General features: G+C 60.6%; 16 protein-coding genes and 1 tRNA gene. 4 read left to right on the forward strand and 13 right to left on the reverse strand.

The annotated features are described in order from the left end of the window. Positions 1-348 precede the first annotated feature (348 nt). Both NKH90_RS27820 and NKH90_RS27825 read left to right on the forward strand, forming a co-directional pair. Positions 349-615 carry an SEL1-like repeat protein gene (locus tag NKH90_RS27820; RefSeq protein ID WP_010915070.1) on the forward strand — a complete coding sequence of 89 codons (267 nt, stop codon included), beginning with the start codon at positions 349-351 and terminating at the stop codon, positions 613-615. Between the two features lie 390 nt (positions 616-1005). Then, positions 1006-2127, forward strand: coding sequence for a branched-chain amino acid ABC transporter substrate-binding protein (locus tag NKH90_RS27825; RefSeq protein WP_352471026.1), 1122 nt, complete (start codon positions 1006-1008; stop codon positions 2125-2127). 99 nt (positions 2128-2226) lie between these two features. Here NKH90_RS27825 and NKH90_RS27830 read toward each other — a convergent pair whose 3' ends face one another. The 12 genes from NKH90_RS27830 to NKH90_RS27885 form a co-directional block, all read right to left on the reverse strand. Beyond that, positions 2227-4215 (reverse strand): acetyl/propionyl/methylcrotonyl-CoA carboxylase subunit alpha, encoded by a 1989-nt coding sequence (locus tag NKH90_RS27830; protein ID WP_352822222.1) that lies wholly within the window; start codon positions 4213-4215, stop codon positions 2227-2229. 316 nt (positions 4216-4531) lie between these two features. Beyond that, the gene (locus NKH90_RS27835; RefSeq protein WP_352822224.1) at positions 4532-5083 is read right to left on the reverse strand and encodes a hypothetical protein; all 552 of its coding nucleotides are present in this window, start codon (positions 5081-5083) and stop codon (positions 4532-4534) included. A 71-nt stretch (positions 5084-5154) separates the two neighbouring features. Then, on the reverse strand, positions 5155-5529 hold the full coding sequence (locus tag NKH90_RS27840) for a hypothetical protein (RefSeq protein WP_352822232.1): 375 nt from the start codon (positions 5527-5529) through the stop codon (positions 5155-5157). A 112-nt stretch (positions 5530-5641) separates the two neighbouring features. Further along, a complete protein-coding gene (locus NKH90_RS27845; protein WP_352616871.1) occupies positions 5642-6172 on the reverse strand; it encodes an O-acetyl-ADP-ribose deacetylase in 531 nt (176 codons plus the stop codon). Between the two features lies 1 nt (position 6173). Further along, positions 6174-7781, reverse strand: a complete 1608-nt coding sequence (locus tag NKH90_RS27850; protein WP_352540760.1) for a carboxyl transferase domain-containing protein — start codon at positions 7779-7781, stop codon at positions 6174-6176. 4 nt (positions 7782-7785) lie between these two features. Then, positions 7786-8169: a type II toxin-antitoxin system VapC family toxin gene (locus tag NKH90_RS27855; protein WP_023677795.1), complete on the reverse strand. Its 384-nt coding sequence runs from the start codon at positions 8167-8169 to the stop codon at positions 7786-7788. Continuing rightward, on the reverse strand, positions 8166-8558 hold the full coding sequence (locus NKH90_RS27860) for an AbrB/MazE/SpoVT family DNA-binding domain-containing protein (RefSeq protein WP_352770722.1): 393 nt from the start codon (positions 8556-8558) through the stop codon (positions 8166-8168). The genes NKH90_RS27855 and NKH90_RS27860 overlap by 4 nt, the downstream gene beginning before the upstream one ends. Before the next feature lie 82 nt (positions 8559-8640). Then, entirely contained in the window at positions 8641-9804 is a 1164-nt protein-coding gene (locus NKH90_RS27865; protein WP_352770725.1) for an isovaleryl-CoA dehydrogenase, read from the reverse strand. A 47-nt stretch (positions 9805-9851) separates the two neighbouring features. Continuing rightward, positions 9852-10514 (reverse strand): TetR/AcrR family transcriptional regulator, encoded by a 663-nt coding sequence (locus tag NKH90_RS27870; RefSeq protein ID WP_352822227.1) that lies wholly within the window; start codon positions 10512-10514, stop codon positions 9852-9854. 150 nt (positions 10515-10664) lie between these two features. Beyond that, positions 10665-10943, reverse strand: a complete 279-nt coding sequence (locus NKH90_RS27875) for an acylphosphatase (RefSeq protein ID WP_352770729.1) — start codon at positions 10941-10943, stop codon at positions 10665-10667. Positions 10944-11033: 90 nt separating this feature from the next. Then, positions 11034-12140 (reverse strand): pyridoxal phosphate-dependent aminotransferase, encoded by a 1107-nt coding sequence (locus tag NKH90_RS27880; protein WP_352770732.1) that lies wholly within the window; start codon positions 12138-12140, stop codon positions 11034-11036. Between the two features lie 516 nt (positions 12141-12656). Continuing rightward, entirely contained in the window at positions 12657-13958 is a 1302-nt protein-coding gene (locus NKH90_RS27885) for an outer membrane protein (protein ID WP_352822229.1), read from the reverse strand. Between the two features lie 361 nt (positions 13959-14319). On the opposite strand from NKH90_RS27885, the gene NKH90_RS27890 reads away from it, so the two are divergent. Beyond that, positions 14320-15972, forward strand: coding sequence for a tetratricopeptide repeat-containing sulfotransferase family protein (locus tag NKH90_RS27890; protein WP_352770738.1), 1653 nt, complete (start codon positions 14320-14322; stop codon positions 15970-15972). Positions 15973-16225: 253 nt separating this feature from the next. On the opposite strand, the gene NKH90_RS27895 is transcribed toward NKH90_RS27890, so the two are convergent. Continuing rightward, positions 16226-17377, reverse strand: coding sequence for a porin (locus NKH90_RS27895; protein ID WP_352770741.1), 1152 nt, complete (start codon positions 17375-17377; stop codon positions 16226-16228). A 449-nt stretch (positions 17378-17826) separates the two neighbouring features. Between NKH90_RS27895 and NKH90_RS27900 the strand changes: the two genes are divergently transcribed. Then, positions 17827-17917: transfer RNA gene (locus NKH90_RS27900), tRNA-Ser, on the forward strand. The last annotated feature ends 95 nt before the right edge of the window (positions 17918-18012 follow it).

Genomic DNA, 18012 nt, shown 5'->3' on the forward strand with positions numbered 1-18012 from the left:
GGGTTGCGGGTTTTTGCCCGCTCCCGAACGGCCGCGCCGGCGAAAAATGAAACGGGCCGCACACGTCTTTGTCTTCTGTGGTTAGCGGAGTCTTGATCCGCGCCTCGCAAGTTTTCTTCAAATCTTGTGCAAACCGGCGCGATTGCTGGCTTTGTATCCTTAACGAATTTTCGTGTTTACCTCTTGTTTTAGCTTTGTTTTCCTCAAATTAAGCACGCCATTTAACGACGGATTCAAGCCTCCGGGGCATTCTCGAAAGCATCGAAAGAGCGGCCGCCCCCGACGGTAATCAAGGACACCGAGGGACATACGGAGACAGCTCTCGGGAGCCAGAACAGGGGATTTGAAATGGCACGTTTTGAAATGCTTGAAGCCGGCTTCGGCGCCATGGGGGCAACCGCCCAGGCCGATATTCTTTTCGAGTTGGGCATGATGTATGCGACTGGCCGCGATTGCGAGACCGACGTCGTCGCCGCCCACAAATGGTTCAACATCGCCGCGATCAAGGGTTCGGCCCGCGCCGCGGAACTGCGCTCCGAATTGTCTGCCGCCATGTCGAAGGTCGAGATCGCCAAGGCGCTGCGCGAAGCTCGCGAATGGATGACGATGCACTGAATTCGCCGGCATCGACCTCACAAGGGGTACTGACCTCACGACAGGGACGCTTCGGGTCAAGGCCGCGCAGAGGGCCGGGCCCGAAAAATCAAGGCCGCGCAAGACGGCCGGGCCAACAAGATCAAGAACACGGCGGACGAGCCGCGCCATAAACCGTACAAACAGGGAAGGCGAGCGGATCCTGGTGGGGATACCTCGGGAACTCGATGAGAAAAGCTGCGACCGGCCGGAACAAGGCTGGCGCGGCTTTGTCTTTGGAACAGCGCATTACAGGCCCAATCGAGCGCCGACGATGCGTCTAGACAGCTCCGGTGAAGGATGAAATTCTCCCGCCATTCTGGAAGAGGCGCGGCCGGGATGGTCGCGCGAGAGTGGAGGAGTTGTGTCACCATGAAGAAATTCAGTATTTTCAGCGCAGCCATATTTGGCCTGATGATGACCGCGCCGGTCGCCTTCGCCGATGACATCACCTTTTCGGTGGTCGGACCGATGACCGGTCAGCTTGCCAACATCGGCGATCAGTTTAAGCAAGGCGCGCAAGCCGCCGCCGACGCGATCAACGCGGCGGGCGGCGTCGACGGCCGCCAGATCAAGCTCGACATCGAGGATGACCAGTGCGATCCGAAGCAGGCGGTTTCGGTCGCCAACCGCATCATCGCCAACGGTGTCAAGTTCATCGATGGCCACGCCTGCTCGGGCTCCAGCATCCCGGCCTCCGCTGTCTACGCCGAAGCCGGTGCGCTGATGATGAGTCCGGCTTCCTCGAACCCGGTGTTGACCGATGCAGCGGCGAAAGCCGGCTGGCCGACGATCATGCGCCTCTACACGCGCGACGATGCGCAGGGCGCTTTCATCGGTCCCTGGATCGCCAAGAAATATGCCGGCAAGAAAGTCGTCATCCTGCACGACAAGAGCGCCTATGGGCAGGGCGTGGCCGATGCCGTGAAGGCAACGATGAACCAGAACGGTCTCAATGAAATCCTCTACGAGGGCATCAACGCTGGCGAGAAGGACTATTCCGCTCTTGTTACCAAGCTCAAGGAGCTGAAAGCCGACGTCGTCTATTTCGGCGGCTATCACCCCGAAGCCGGCCTGATCCTGCGCCAGTCGGCGGAGCAGAACCTCAAGTTCCAGTTGATCATGCCGGACTCGATCGCTTCGCCGGAATTCTGGCAGGTTGCCGGTCCGGCCGGCGAAGGCACCATGTTCGTCTTCCCATCGAATCCGCAGGCGAAGCCCGAAGCCAAGGAGGCCATCGCCAAGATCAAGGCCGGCGGCTTCGTGCCTGAGGGCTTCACGCTGTTTTCCTATGCGGTGATCCAGGCCTTCGCCGAAGGCATCAAACGCGCCGGCAGCGACGATCCGGCAAAAGTCGCCGAAGCGTTAAAGAACGGCCAGCCGATCAGCACGGTTGTCGGCTCGGTCACCTTCGACGAGAAGGGCGACCTCAAGAACGCGAGCTACGACATCAACCAGTGGCATGATGGCAAATACGCGCCGATCCAACCGTGATGGCCGCGGCGCCGCAAGACGCGCTGCTGTAATCGAACATGGCCGGGGGTCAAACCCGGCCACATTTTTTTTGGCGACGCCTTTGTCACGCGTTCGAGATCACTTCGTGGATAGGGAAACAGCAGTCAACTGAGGTTCCTCGACAAAGCGAACCAGCACGGTGCCGTCGGTTACCTGCGCGCCTTCGGCAGCAATCTCGGCGATAACCCCGTCATGGGGCGCGGCAATGGTGTGCTCCATCTTCATCGCCTCCAGGATCAGCAGCGGCTGGCCCTTGATCACGGACTCGCCTTTGCCTGCACGCACCAATTTGACCAGGCCGGGCATTGGAGCGCGCAGGCTGACGGAAGCGGCGGCGGCTTCGTCGGCTCGGGCCAGCGGATCCGGCACGGCAAAACCGTAGCCGATGGCGCCATCGAAGACCGTGACGTGGCCCGGCCAGCGGGCGAGGCGAGGCGCCGCGCGGAGATCCCGCGAATTGACGCTGTCATAGGGCGCATCCAGCGCCACCTCGAACCGCCCGTCCGGCCGCACCGACACGCGCGCGCCGATCTCCTGCTCGCCAAACTTCAGCAGGGTGCTCCGCGCTACAGCGTGGAAATGCGCATAGCCGGCCAGTGACGACCAGGGATCGTCCGAGGACGGCAAGTCGCGCGCACCGGACGCGGCAAGTGCCGCGGCGGCAATCGTCTCACCGCTCGGCGGCGGAACCGCCGTCAACGCCTCCTGGTGCCTGGCGATCAGGCCGGTATCGACATCGCCCGCCGCAAAATCCGCATCAGCGGCCAGCGCGGCAAGAAAGCCAGTGTTGACCGTCGAGCCGGCGATTTCGGTCTGCGACAGTGCCGTGCCAAGCGCGATGAGCGCCGTCCGTCTGTCCTTGCCATGAACGATCAGCTTGGCGATCATCGGATCGTAGAACGGCGAAATCGCATCGCCAGCGCGTACACCGGTTTCGACGCGCATGGTCGCACCCTCCGGTGCCGGCTGCGGAAATTTCAAATGGTGCAAGGTGCCGGTCGCCGGCAAAAACCCTCTTGCCGCGTCCTCGGCATAGATGCGCGCCTCGAAGGCGTGGCCGGAGAGCGCGATCTCGCTCTGCGTCTTCGGCAGTTTTTCGCCGGCGGCTACCCGCAACTGCCACTCGACCAGGTCGATGCCGGTAACCATTTCGGTGACGGGGTGCTCGACCTGCAGACGGGTGTTCATTTCCATGAACCAGAAACGGTCGGCCTTCAGACCTTGCGAGGCATCGACGATGAACTCGATGGTACCGGCGCCGGAATAGTGGATTGCCTTGGCGGCTTTCACCGCCGCCTCCGTCATCGCCTTGCGCAGTGCCGGCGTCATGCCGGGGGCAGGCGCCTCCTCGATCACCTTCTGGTGGCGGCGCTGCGCCGAGCAGTCGCGTTCGTGAAGATGCACGGCGTTGCCGAAATTGTCACCAAACACCTGCACTTCGATGTGTCGCGGCTTGTCGACATATTTTTCCACCAAGACGCGGTCGTCACCGAACGCGGCTTTCGCCTCGCGCCGCGCGCCCGACAGTGCTTCCGAAAAATCATCGGGATGCTCGACGCGCCGCATGCCTTTGCCGCCGCCGCCGGCGCGCGCCTTGATCAGTACGGGGTAGCCTATCTCGCGCGCCTTGGAGGCGAGCAACACGATCTCCTGCGCTTCGCCGTGATAGCCCGGAACGACAGGCACGCCGGCCTTTTCCATCAGCCGCTTGGCCGCGTCCTTCAGTCCCATGGCACGGATCGAGGCCGCCGACGGGCCAATGAAGATCAGCCCCGCCGCGACCACCTGGTCGACGAAATCGGGGTTTTCCGAAAGAAAGCCGTAGCCCGGATGGATGGCCGCGGCACCTGTGGCCAAAGCCGCCGCGATGATCTTGTCGCCGCGCAGATAGCTTTCGTTGGCGGGAGAGGCGCCGATATGCACCGCTTCGTCGGCCATTTCGACATGCAGGGCGTGAGCGTCGGCGTCGGAATACACGGCGATGCTGCGCACACCCATCCTGCGTGCCGAGCGGATCACCCGGCAGGCGATCTCGCCACGGTTGGCGATCAGGATCTTGGCGAACATCGGGCCTCCACAGGCAGAGCTGCCGCCAACGGCGCGAATTCTCGTCACGCGAACTGCGGCAATGCCCTGCTTTGTAGTCTGGCGGTCAAAGGGTAGGCAAGCGAGGCCTGCCTACTTTGAGGCCGCGATTTCGCAAGCTCCCCCGGTCGTGACCCTGTAACGGTCGCGGGTGACCTGGCAGGATTTCATCGCCATATCCTCGGCAGCCTTTTGCGAGGGCGCATTCAAGCGCGAGCCGCACAGGATGTACAACGAACGCACCCGGGAATACGGAGTGGTCGCATAAGCTGAATGGCCGCTGGCCGCGACATAGGCCTTATATGCCTTGGTGCATGGCCGATCCGCGGTCGCCGGAAAATACGGGTAGAAGCGGACGTCGCCCTTGCTTCCAGCCAGCGATTCCGCCGCGCCGACATTGGGGCTCGAGATTAGAAGCAACCCGGTTATTAGCGAGAAGACTGCTTGTTTGACGCTTATAGATTTCATTTTTCCCACCCATTGAATATGTCGAAGGCCGACGAGTGTCGGTCCATTTGGAGGCAGCTATGGCGCAGGCCCCTGCAGTCGTGACCTTGTACTTGCTGCGCGCGGACTGGCAGGATTTCAACGCCAGCGCCTCCGCAGCCTTCTGGGATGTTGCATTCAGATAAGCACCGCAAATAGTGAATTCGGTTGCCCAGTTGAATGGCGTCATCGCATAGGCCGAGTGACCGCCAGCCGCCACATAGTCCTTGTAATTCTTGCCGCAGCCTCCGATTGTACCCGGTGCAAAATAGACCGGAAAACGGCTGTCGCCCTTGCTTCCCGCCAGCGATTCGGCGGCGCCGACATTCGGTGCAGAGGCCACAAGCAGTGCAAGTACCGACATGGTTGCTCGCTTGATTGATAAAGATTTCATTGCCAAACCCATTTGAACCCCAAACACTGAAATATATTCGCCTACTTGGAGGCAGCGATTTCGCAGCCGCCGCCTGTTGTAACTCTGTAACTGTTGCGGGCAGCCTGACAGGATTTCAACGCCAATTCTTCGGCAGCTTGCTGTGACGGTGCATTCAAGCGCGAGCCGCAGATGATGTACAGAAAACGCACCCGGGAATACGGAGTGGTTGCATAGGCTGAATGGCCGCCGGCCGCTACATAGGCCTTATAGGCCCTGGTACACGGATCCTTCGGGCTCTGTGGCAAATAGGGATAGAAACGGGTCTCGCCCTTGCTTCCCGCCAGCGACTGCGCTGCGCCGATGCCAGGGGTCACTAATATAAGCAACCCTGCAAGTAAATTCACAGTTGTTCTCTGAAAAACTCGCCGCCTCATCTTCGCCCAATCCCCATTGGTATTTGCGATGATCAATAGCCGTGATTCTTTCGTCTGGCCAGATCGAGAAGCAAAAAATAGTCTGGAGATGTGGGTTGTCTCCCGCGCAGGGTCACACCCTGCCGAGTGCAGCGACGACCCGCTGATACAATTCGGCCGTCGGCTCGTCGAAGCAGCAGAAAATGACGGTTGCCGGAGCGATGTTCTGGCCGATGAAGGCGCTCACGGTCCCGACAGCAATTTGCGTCGCCTGATCCTTCGGATAGCGGTAGGCCCCGGTCGAGATCGCAGGAAACGCCACCGTCCGGCAGTCCTTTGCGGCGGCGATTTCGAGCGACCGGCGATAGCAGGAGGCGAGCAGTTCGGCTTCTCCTTTGCTGCCACCTTGCCAGACCGGCCCGACCGTATGAATGACGTAGCGCGCGGGCAGCCTGTAGCCCTTGGTGATTTTTGCGTCTCCGACCTTGCAGCCATGCAAGGTCCGGCATTCTGCCACAAGCTCGGGGCCGGCCGCGCGGTGGATAGCGCCGTCGACGCCGCCGCCTCCGAGAAGAGAGGTATTGGCGGCGTTGACGATGGCATCGACCGCCAGCTTCGTGATGTCGCCGGTTTGAATGCGAATCCTCTGGCCGATTTCGCTCATCTCACATCCTGAACACGCCGAATTTTGTCTCCTCGATCTCGGCGTTGAGCGCGGCCGAAAGGCTGAGCGCCAGCACCTCGCGGGTCTTGGCCGGGTCGATGATGCCGTCGTCCCAGAGCCTTGCCGACGAATAGAGCGGGTGTCCCTCGTGCTCGTACTTCATCAGGATCGGCTTCTTGAATTTCGCTTCCTCCTCAGCGCTCCATTCCCCGCCCTTGCGCTCGATGCCTTCGCGCTTGACCACGGCCAGCACCGTTGCCGCCTGCTCGCCGCCCATCACCGAAATGCGGGCATTCGGCCACATCCACAGGAAGCGTGGCGAATAGGCGCGTCCGCACATGCCGTAATTGCCGGCACCGAACGAGCCGCCGATGATCACGGTCACCTTCGGCACCTTGGCCGTTGCGACCGCCATGACCAGCTTGGCGCCGTCCTTGGCGATGCCGCCGGCCTCGTATTTTCGCCCGACCATGAAGCCGGTGATGTTCTGCAGGAAAATCAGCGGGATCTTGCGCTGGCAGCACAGCTCGATGAAGTGCGCGCCCTTCAGCGCGCTTTCCGAAAACAGCACGCCATTGTTGGCGACGATGCCGACCGGCATGCCGCTGAGATGGGCGAAACCGGTGACCAGCGTGGTGCCATAATTCTGCTTGAACTCATCGAACTCGGAGCCGTCGACGGTGCGGGCGATTACCTCGCGCACGTCATAGGGCTGGCGCAGATCCGTCGGCACGATGCCGTAGAGTTCATGTGGATCGTGAAGCGGCGGAATCGATTTCTGCAAGGCCAGGCTTACATTTTTGTTCCGATTCAGGTTTTTGACGATACGCCGGCATATGGCCAGCGCATGCTCGTCGTCGAGCGCATAGTGGTCGGCAACGCCGGAAAGCCTTGTGTGCACGTCGGCGCCACCGAGGTCCTCGGCGGTGACGTCCTCGCCGGTGGCCGCCTTCACCAGCGGCGGCCCGCCGAGAAAGATGGTTGCCTGGTTGCGCACCATGATTGTCTCGTCCGACATCGCAGGCACATAAGCGCCGCCGGCCGTGCACGAACCCATGACGCAGGCGATTTGCGGAATGCCGGCGGCCGACATGTTGGCCTGGTTGTAGAAGATGCGGCCGAAATGATCGCGGTCGGGAAACACCTCGTCCTGGTTGGGCAGATTGGCGCCGCCGCTGTCGACCAGATAGACGCAAGGCAGATTGTTCTGCAATGCGATCTCCTGTGCACGCAGATGCTTCTTCACCGTCAGTGGATAATAGGTACCGCCCTTCACCGTGGCGTCATTGACGACGACCATCACTTCGGTGCCTTCGACGCGGCCGATGCCGGCGATGAGGCCGGCCGAAGGGATGTCCTCGCCATACATCGACCATGCCGCGAACTGGCCGATTTCGAGGAAGGGCGAGCCTGTATCGAGCAATTGGGCAAGGCGTTGCCGCGGCAGGAGCTTGCCGCGGGAGACGTGCCGCTCACGCGCCTCTTCCGCGCCACCGCCCTCGATGGCGGCGGCTTTTTCAGCAATATCGGCGACCAGCGCCCGCATGCGCTCGGCATTGGCGCGGAAAATATCGGAGGCGGGCGACATCTGCGAGGTGAGGGGGGCCATGGCGCTACCGGATCAACTCGATCTTGCAGCCGACATCGAGGTCGCCCCAATCGCGATCAGCGGTGACGGCAATGGCATTCTCGCGAATTGCCAGCGCCAGGCAAGCCCGATCGCCCAGCGACAAGCCGCGATGCCGCGTCAATTGGCGAAGCTGCCCGGCGGCGATGCCCATCGCGTCGTCGAAAACGGCGATCGGCATGCCGAGACTGGCGAGGTCGTCCGCAGCCTGTTCCATGCTGCGTCCCTTGTCGATCAGTTTGGCGATGATTTCGGCCGCATTGACCGAACTGCATTGTGCATCCGGCGCGAACCCCAAAGCATTATCGGTGCCTTGCTCGTTGAGCAGGATTGCGAGCGCCGCCGAACTGTCCATGACATAGGGCTTCATTTCGTCCGCTTTCCCGTCGTCCCTTCGGCGTGAAGACGGTCGAGACGCTTGTCGCTTCGACGCTGCTCTTCCCGTCGCTCTTTCAGAAATTCGTCGACGACGCTTTCACCGGGCTGTTTCAACGCTGACAATTCGGCCTGGACGCGTCGCAGATTCTGCAGCCACGATCTTACCCGCAGCTCGCCGTTCTCGACATGCAGGATCATATCCTCGCCAGGCTTCACGCCCATCTGCTCGCGCATCGCGGCAGGGATGACGAAGCGCCCGCCCTCGCCAAGCTTGACACGCTCGCGTTTCGCCGGAAGCCGAAACGGCGTTTTGTGAGCGCCGGCATCGAACCGTGCTTGCGGGTCTTCGTCAAATCCGGACTTTCCCGTTCTGCCAGCCATGGTCCGTCTCGCCTGTGTTGTGGCACATATTCCGAAGTGTGCCACATCGTGCGGCTTCTGGCAAAATCTCAAAAAGACGCCATCAGGCGCCCTCCACCATGATTTCCCGCCCGATCAGCCAGCGACGGATTTCGCTGGTGCCGGCACCGATCTCGTAGAGTTTGGCGTCGCGCAAAAGCCGGCCGGTCGGGTAGTCGTTGATGTAGCCGTTGCCGCCCAAAAGCTGGATGGCGTCGAGCGCCATCAGCGTTGCCTTTTCGGCGGCGAAGAGAATACAGCCGGCAGCATCCTTGCGGGCCGTCTCACCGCGATCGCAAGCGGCGGCCACGGCATAGACGTAGGCGCGCGCCGCGTTCATCGTCGCATACATGTCGGCGAGCTTGCCTTGCACCAGCTGGAATTCGCCGATCGGCTGACCGAACTGCCTGCGTTCATGCACGTAAGGGATCGCCACGTCGAGGCACGCTGCCATCAGCCCGACCGGCCCGCCGGCCAGCACGGCGCGTTCGTAGTCGAGGCCCGACATCAGCACCTCGACGCCGCGCCCTTCCTCGTGCAGCACATTGTCGAACGGCACTTCGACATCCTCGAACACCAGCTCGCCGGTGTTCGAGCCGCGCATGCCGAGCTTGTCGAGCTTTTGCGCCACGGAAAAACCGGCAAAGGCTTTTTCGACGATGAAGGCGGTGATGCCGCGCGAATTGAGTTCCGCATCGGTCTTGGCGTAGACGACCAGCGTCTCGGCATCCGGCCCGTTGGTGATCCACATCTTGGTGCCGTTGAGCACATAGCGGTCGTTGCGCTTTTCGGCGCGCAGGCGAAGCGACACCACATCAGAGCCGGCACCCGATTCCGACATCGCCAGTGCGCCGACTTTTTCGCCGCTGCAGAGCGAAGGCAGATACCTTTCCTTCTGCGCCTGCGTCGCCCAGCGGTTGATCTGGTTGACGCAGAGGTTGGAATGGGCGCCGTAGGAGAGGCCGACCGAGGCCGAGGCGCGCGAAATCTCCTCCATCGCCACGACATGGGCGAGGTAGCCCATGCCGGTGCCGCCGAAATCGGGATCGGCGGTGATGCCGAGCAGGCCGAGCCCGCCGAGCTCCGCCCACAGATGTGCCGGGAATTCGTTCGAGCGGTCGATCTCGGCGGCGATCGGTGCGATCTTTTCCTGGGCGAAGCGCCGCACCAGGTCGCGCAGCGCCTCGATGTCTTCGTCAAGCCCGAAGTTGAGCGTATGCGTGTACATGCCGTTCCTCCCGGCGCACGATCCCGAAATCGGGATCATGCGCGAAATCAAGTTGCTAGAGCGTCCTTTGCGCGCCCGAATAGAGGCGCGCCGTCGTAGCTCGTTGACGCGCCATCGCTCTTTGCTCCAACAAGGCGCATTGTCATTGCAAGATATGTAGCGGTGACTTCGGCGATCGACAGCCGTTCGCCCGGCCGGAACCAGACGATGACGCCGGTCATCATCTGGATCAGCGCCATGGCGGTGAGCCCGGTGTCTTCGATGCTGAATAACCCCGCTTCGACGCCGTCGCGCAGGATGGCGCGCAGCTCCTTCTCGTAGGCCGTGCGCATGCGCAGGATCTGCGTGAGTTTTTCATGCGACAGGCTGCGCAGCTCCATGTTCGAGACATGGGTGGAGTGGCGGCGTTCGATATGGAAAGCGATGTGGTTTTCGACATAAGCGGCAAGCCGCGCTGCCGGATCAGCGCCGACAGGGCGCGTTGCGCGCCACGCCTCGATCAAGCCTTCCATATGCTCACGCATCAGCATGAACAGAAGGTCTTGCTTGGTCGGGAAGTAGCGGTACAGCGCCGCAGCCTGGACACCGACCTCGGCCGCCAGCTGGCGCATCGACATCGCCTCGTAGCCGAGACGCGCAATCAGGCTGACCGCTGCCTCGCGGACCGCAGCTTCGGTCTTTTCGCCGTCGGAACCGGTCGTGCGCGCCATGACAAGTCACCTTTCACAAAGCAATAAAACAAACGTTCAATTAATTCAAGGGCCGAGCCATGCCCGGGCAGGGCAATGGCTTCAGATTTGCTCTATCTGCACCCTGGAGAATCATGTGCGATGGCGGCGAATGAGCAGGACCATGCCTTGCTAGGCAACAATCCTGAAATCGGCCGACGTGTCGCGAGCCTCGATCTCTTCGACATCGACCTTCGAAACCGCTGCCCCTGGCGGCCCTTGCCAAAGCCGTTCGATCATTGTCGAGACCGCCGCACCGGTCCCCGCAATCAAGGCTGTCACCGAGCCGTCAACTTCGTTGCGCACCCACCCGGCAAGGCCAAGCGCCGACGCCTCGCGCCGCGCCCAACCCCGGTAGCTGACGCCTTGCACCTTGCCGTATATGCGTACCTGCACCGTACGATCGGTCATCGCGCTCTCCATCGTTTGAGTCGAGTCTGGCGCATCGCCGTGCAAATTCAACCGCGTTGCCGCCGGTCAGCCACATAGGGCGAAGGCTCTTCAATTCCCTCGCGCTGCCGCCAGCGCGCCAGGCAGTTCCTCGGCAAAGATGTCGAGCTCGTGGTCGAGGCCGACACTGACCCGGATGCAGCGGTCGAGAACCGGCACCATCGGCTTGCGGATGAAGACGTCGCGTGACAACAGCGCCTGCAGCACTTTCAGTGCGAAAGCGCCGTCGCGGCCGCAGTCGATGGTGACGAAATTGGTCGCCGAAGCCAGCGGCTTCAGCCCGTTCGCTTCGGCTGTTGCGGCAATGCGTCGACGGCCGGCGGCGACCCGCGCCACCACGCTCTCCAGCCAGGCCTGATCGGCAAGCGCCTCGACACCGGCGATCTGCGCCATGCGGCTGACGCCATAGTGGTTGCGGATCTTCTCGAAGTCCCGAATCACCTGGGCCTCGGCCACCGCATAGCCGCAGCGTATGCCGGCCAGCCCATAGGCCTTGGAGAAGGTGCGCATGCGGATGACGTTCGGCCGCGCCATATCGATCGGCGGCAGCGCTGAGGCTGGCCCTAATTCGCCATAGGCTTCGTCGAGTACCAGCATCGTGGTCTCCGGCAAGGCTTCGATGAAGCGGCTGAGCTCGGCGGCTTCCCACCAACTGCCCATCGGATTGTCCGGATTGGACAGGTAGACCAGTGGCGCCTTTTCCTTGGCCACTGCCGCCAGCAGGCCGTCGAGGTTTTCCCGATCGTTCTCGTAGGGCACTGCGACCAGCCGGCCGCCGACGCCGGCAACATGAAAGTTGAAGGTCGGATAGGCGCCCCGCGAGGTCACCACCGCGTCGCCGGGCGCCACATACATGCGCGCCACCAGGCTGAGCAGCCCGTCTATGCCTTCGCCAATGACGACGTTTTCGCCACCGAGGCCGAGATGCCAGGCGGCGGCCACCCTCAGATCGTGATTGTCAGGGTCGCAATACATCCACATGTCGCCGGCAATCTCAGCCATGCGGGCAATGACGCGCGGGGAAGGGCCAAAGCTGCTCTCATTGGCGCCGATGCGGGCGCGAAAGGCGCGGCCGCGATCACGCTCCTGCGCCTCCGGGCCGACAAACGGTACCGTGGAGGGAAGCGCGTCGATGAGCGGCGTAAGGGGAGGGCGCATGGCAAAAGGCTCGTTCGAAAAGGGGCCTTCTTGCTAGCCTGCCGGCTTGGCCTGCGCAAGTTCCAGGGCAGGCGGGAACTGTCGCATTAGGGCCTGATAAGAATTGGGATTGAAGGAAGCCGCTGGCGCGGCGCGCGGGTTTGCGGATGAGGCTTCTGTTTTGAAGGATTGCGACTGTTGGAGCGCAATCTTGAGAACAGGACATGAAAGACGGCCGAGTTGAACCCTCTGCGCCGCCGCATATACATACATATCGCTCCGCACCTACAATCGCCCTCAGCGCTGGATCGACCGCGGGGATCAGCGCAAGTTGTGCCGGGTTGGGCTGTCGTACTCCCGTCGCATTCTTGCGATAGAGAGGGATGGTCGATCGATTTGCCGGCTGCGGATGAACCGGCGGAAATCTCGACAACCGAGGAAGCGGGGCTTTGGCTCCGCTTTTTGTGCCCGCATTGTTCGCACAAGAAAAAACCCGCCGGGATTAGCCGGCGGGCTTGAACGATTTGCTGGAGGGCCTTAGTTGAACTTATACTTCGCACCGATGCGGACGGTGTGGAAAGAAGGAGTGGTGGTGAGGACATCGCTCGGCCCCCCAAACTCCTCCAGAATATCCTTCTCGGCAAACTGCGAATAGCGATATTCGAGACCGACGGTTACGTTGTTGGTCACGGCCGCTTCCAAACCACCACCGACCGAGAAGCCGCTCGAGCCCCAATCGATGATGTCACCGATGGGTGAAGATGCGTTCAGATCGAAATGCTGCCAGCTGTAGCCGCCAAGCACGTAGGCGAGGGTCGATTCGTTGACTTTCAAACCGACCCGGCCCAGCACATCGAAGCCATAATCTGTGTCCAGATTGACGGATCCGCCGGGCACTTCCAGCTCCGTAGTCATGCCGGAGTAGCGAGCATCAACCATGACACCCGCAACCCAGCTGCCGAAATCATGGTCGTAGCCGGCGTTTAATTCGCCAAACACGCCTTCGCCGCCGATACCGTTGAATTCCAGGTCGCCAAGCGGCGGAACATTGATCTGATGCACCGACGCGCCCGCGCCGCCCGCACCGCCAATATAGAAGCCAGTCCAGTTGTAGGTAGGTGCCTCAAAGGAAGCGACACCGCCATTCTGGGCGCCAAAGCGATAATTGGCTGCCACCTGGAACGTATGACGCGATGTGTCGAGATTGAGCGCGCCATCCGGTGCACCGAACTCAGAGAGGAGATCATCGTTGGTGCTAAATTGGGTATAACGATATTCGGTTTTGATAGTCCAGTTGCTGTTGATGGCCGTCTCAACGCCGGCTCCGACGAAATAGCCGCTCTGGTCCCAGTCAAGGTCAAAACCTGCGTTCGTGTCGAATTTGTACTTCTGCCAGGAATAGCCGCCAAGCACATAGCCCAAAGTGTTTGGCGTGAAGAGGTAGCCCGCCCGCAAGCCAGCGTCGAAACCATAGGTCTCTTTGACCGACGCGTCGAATCCAGCAACGTCGAGGGAAGTTTCGATGTTGCCGACATGAGCATCCAGAAGTCCGCCGATCAGGAAGCGCGGCGCCACCATATAGTCGTACCCAACGGTGAGCTCACCGTACACGCCTTCGCCGCCAATGCCGTTGAAAGAGACGCCGGGAAGAAAATCGCTGCTCAACTTGTGGACATTGGCCCCGGCGCCAACACCAAAGCCGACGTAGAGCCCACTCCAGTTGAAGCCTGCCGTCTCGACCACCGGTTCGACCACGTCGGCGGCGTGGGCCACCGACCCAAGCGCCAGAATGGAAACTGCGCCAAGAAGAAGAGATTTAGCGGATTTTCTGCTGATCATTTGCCCCACCTTTAATAAACCCAAAATCCTCTTAGCATCGGGTCATTATGGCGGATGTAACAAAAAAGCCACACAAAGGGCACATTGTACGGAATGCCGGCAACGCCGGCTGTCGACTGCGAAAATTGCCTGTGAACAACCAGGGCGAAGGCTCCCGCTCCAGATCGACGCCGAAATCTACAATGGTGTCATCTCATCGAAAACTTGTTCGCCAGGCTCAAAGGTTCCGAAGGCCCGCAATGCGCAGCGAGAAAACGGATCAAAAATTCCCGGCAATGATCTACGCGGCGCCGCCGTCATCACTCACGTTGACTCTCTACAGGCCCTGGATTCCTTCAGCTCTTTTTGCTAGCGAGGCACGATGAGCAGCCGACTGCCGCCCGCCTTCTCCAAGCATCTTAAGGGCCGACCTGCGCCGAAAGCGGAGCCGCCGAGGGTGAACCCGCTGTCGCGTGCGCAAGCCGACGATATGCTCCTGAGGCAGGCGCTCGAACTTCAGCGAGCCGAGCGGTTCCCGGAGGCCGAGGAGTTATGCCATCGCGTTCTCGCCCGCACCCGCAACCACCCGCTTTCGCTCTACATCCTCGGCACGTTGGGGCTCGGTGTCGATGACGAGTTGGCCTTGGAATATTTCGCGCGGGCGGTCGGCGAGGCGCCCACAAATCCATATTTCCATCTCAGTCTGGGCGAGGCCTATCTGAAGGTCGGCGAACAAATGCCCGCCATCAGACACTTGCAGCACGCCTGCGAATTGAAGCCAGACCTGGTGCAAGCGCTTTGCCTGTTGGGGCGTGCCTATGTCGAGCTTGACGAGGCCGACATAGCTTTGCCGCTTTACGAGCAGGCGCTCAAGATCGACAGCAATAATGCGCTGGTCAGAACCGGTCTGGCCAGGGTGCTTACCAGCCTCGGCCGCATGGATGAGGCCACGACCTATTTGAAGGAGGCGATCGAGCGCCGGCTCGACGTGGGCGAGGCCTACAACGATCTGGTGCACACCCGCAAATTCGTTGACGAACCTGCCGAACTTGGATCTATTTTATCGGAACTTGCCAACCCGAAGCTTCCCTCAGAAGTCGCGCAGCTGCTCCATCACGCCGCCGGCAAAGTGCTGAACGACATTCGGCGCTATGAAGAGGCGATGGATCACTTCCAAAGAGCGAAAAAGGCGGCTGGCTACCATTTCGACCTTGAATCCTATCGTCACTGGGTCGATTCGATAATCGACTTCTTCACCCCGGAGATGCTGGCAGCCAGGGCCGGTTATGGAAACCCGTCGGACGTGCCTGTGTTCATAGTCGGCATGCCGCGTTCAGGGACGACTCTGACTGAGCAGATATGCGCTAGCCATCCGGATGTTCACGGTGCTGGCGAACTTAACAAGCTGCGGCGAGCCGCGAATGGACTCGGTTTCACAAGTCGTTCCGCAGGAGCGTTACAGGAATCACTCACGACGCTGACCGCTGACCTGGCCAAGATGCTGGCGGAAGAACATTTGGCTTACCTGCGGGAGCGAGCTCCGGCCGCGCTTCGCGTAATCGACAAGAGACCTCATAATTTCGAGCTTATCGGCCTCATTGGCATTCTGTTTCCCAATGCCCGCATCATTCATTGCCGTCGCGATGCCATCGACAATTGCCTCTCCTGCTTTGCTCTGAACTTCACCGAGGCACACAGTTATAACGCCGAGTTGAAGACATTGGGGCTGTACTACCGTGAATATGACCGCTTGATGCGACACTGGGACAAGATTTTTCCAGGACGTATTCTCGAAAGCAGCTATGAGATGCTGGTTGCGGATCAAGAGGCGCAGTCGCGCCGTCTCATCGATCATCTAGGGTTGCCTTGGGACGATGCCTGCTTGCGCTTTTTCGAGAAGGACAGGTCGGTCAATACGCCCAGCCGCTGGCAGGTCCGGCAGCCGATCTACAGTTCCTCCATCAAGCGGTGGAAAAATTATGAAAACAAAATCCAGCCGCTGATTGATGCCTTGGGCGACTTGGCCGAACTTTGAATGAGTCCGGCGCGCTCGATAGGCCGATATCGATCGTTGCTGTCGAGACTGGTTGATCCTGCGGGCCAGCGCTTCAGATCGAGCCAAGGATCTCCTTTTCTTTTGCGCGCCCGGCGCAGGAATTGCAATTGACCTGCCCAGTTGCGGGCCGATCGCTGTTCAGCAGCCGGATTTGCGCAATTGCGAGCGGCATCACCCGGTACGAAAAACCCGGCGGTTGCCCGCCGGGTTCGATTTCAGTCGGACTTCCCTGTTAGAACGAGCGCTGGAAGCGGAGCATGCCGCCAATGCTGTCCTTGTCGTCGGCATTGGTCCAGTTGCGATCATAGGCCTTATCAAACTGACCGTCGTGGGCCCAATCGACTTCAGCCGTGATCGTGAAGCCGGGCACGAAGTCGTAAGCGACGTTCGCCGCGACGCCGTAGTTCTTGTCGTCGTCAACCGAGGCCTGGAGATTGAAGGAGGTCTTCTCGTTGATGGTGTAGGTGCCACCACCCCAGACGGCCCAGTTGCCGCCCCACTGCTTGTAGAAGTTGCGGTCGATGTTGTCGTCCGAACCGTAACCGGCCATGAGGAACAGCGTCAGGTTCTGTATCGGCGTAACGTCGACGCGAACCTTGCCGGCCCACTCTTCCCAGGTGCTGTCATAGGCGGCGACACCGGTGATCGAGCCCCAGCCCTGCGTGTATTTGATACCGCCGACGACATACGGGACATAGCTGTCGATGGAATCATTGCCGCTGTTGCTGTCTTGGAAAACGCCAGGATCCGCATCGGCACTGCCCGAACCGGTTTCCAATGAAGCCACGGCCGAGAAGCCGTTGCCGGCGTCGAAGTAGTACTGGACGACATTGGTGTCGAAGCCGCCATAGGGAACCAGCGTATCCTGGATGACGTTGCCGGCGTAGCCGATGAACGTGTTGAAGGCCGATTCGTCCTTACCGACGCGCAAACCACCGAGCTGGACCCAGGCGAAGTTCAGCGAAACACTTGTGCCGCCATTATAGTTGTCGTCGAGGTAATCGTTGTGGTTACCCCAGTTGAAGCGGGTTTCGGTGTAGGTCTTCAAGGTGCCGAGCTCGGTTTCCTGGCCGGTCCAGGTCTTCAGCGTGAAGCGGGCGTGCTTGTAGTAGGTATCCTGCGAGTCGCCATCCTGCTGATCGGTAGTCTTTGCACCGTCAAATGAGCCGACGTCACCGATGCCGATGTCATAGCGGACGTAGCCGCCGATGCGCAGGCAGGTTTCGGTGCCGGGGATGTAGAAGTAGCCAGCGCCGTAGACGTCGCAGATCTTGACGTATTCAGCGGGTTCCGGCTCGGCGACGACAACGGCGTCGGCGGCGCGCGCACCGGAAACTGCGATCAGTGCCGCAGCGGAGCCGAGAAGCAGGCTCTTGATGTTCATTTTCTGACCTCCAGTCAAAAGTTAAAAAACGGGTCTGGGTATTCTTTGCTGAAGGACAGCGTTCCCTGCCCCATCCCCACTACCGAAAAAGATGCGCACCGCGCCGCTCCTTCAAACCCGACATTACCCATGAGACGGCGGCGTTCAACCACGATCGTACCGGCAAAAGGTTTGTGGTGGCGCTATCGCCTGGCGTTGTTGCACAAATGACACGATTTGGCCTCACTCCGAAAGCTCCCGTTAACCATCGGCCCTTCGCAAGCCGTTGCAAACGGCGGATTCCGGCGATGGTCGGCCCGAAATGTGACGATGGCCCGAGTCGCGAACCAGGGAATTGCCGCAGAATCGCCACATCGCTGGGCGGCGCTTTGGCGAAGGGTCGATTTTTCAAGGATAATAGCGCAGGCTTGTTGATTGTGCCGGCGCTTTTCTTTATCCACCGGCGCAACGGAGAGGTGGCCGAGTGGTCGAAGGCGCTCCCCTGCTAAGGGAGTAGAGGTCAAAAGCTTCTCGTGGGTTCGAATCCCATCCTCTCCGCCATCCTGCTTCGTGTCCAACCCGGAGACATGGGTAACAGATTGTACTTAAGACATGGGTGACAACCTCGTGCCGAACGGGTTGTCGATGGTCTGCAA

The sequence above is a fragment of the Mesorhizobium sp. M0898 genome (genome assembly GCF_040319695.1).
GTDB lineage: Bacteria > Pseudomonadota > Alphaproteobacteria > Rhizobiales > Rhizobiaceae > Mesorhizobium.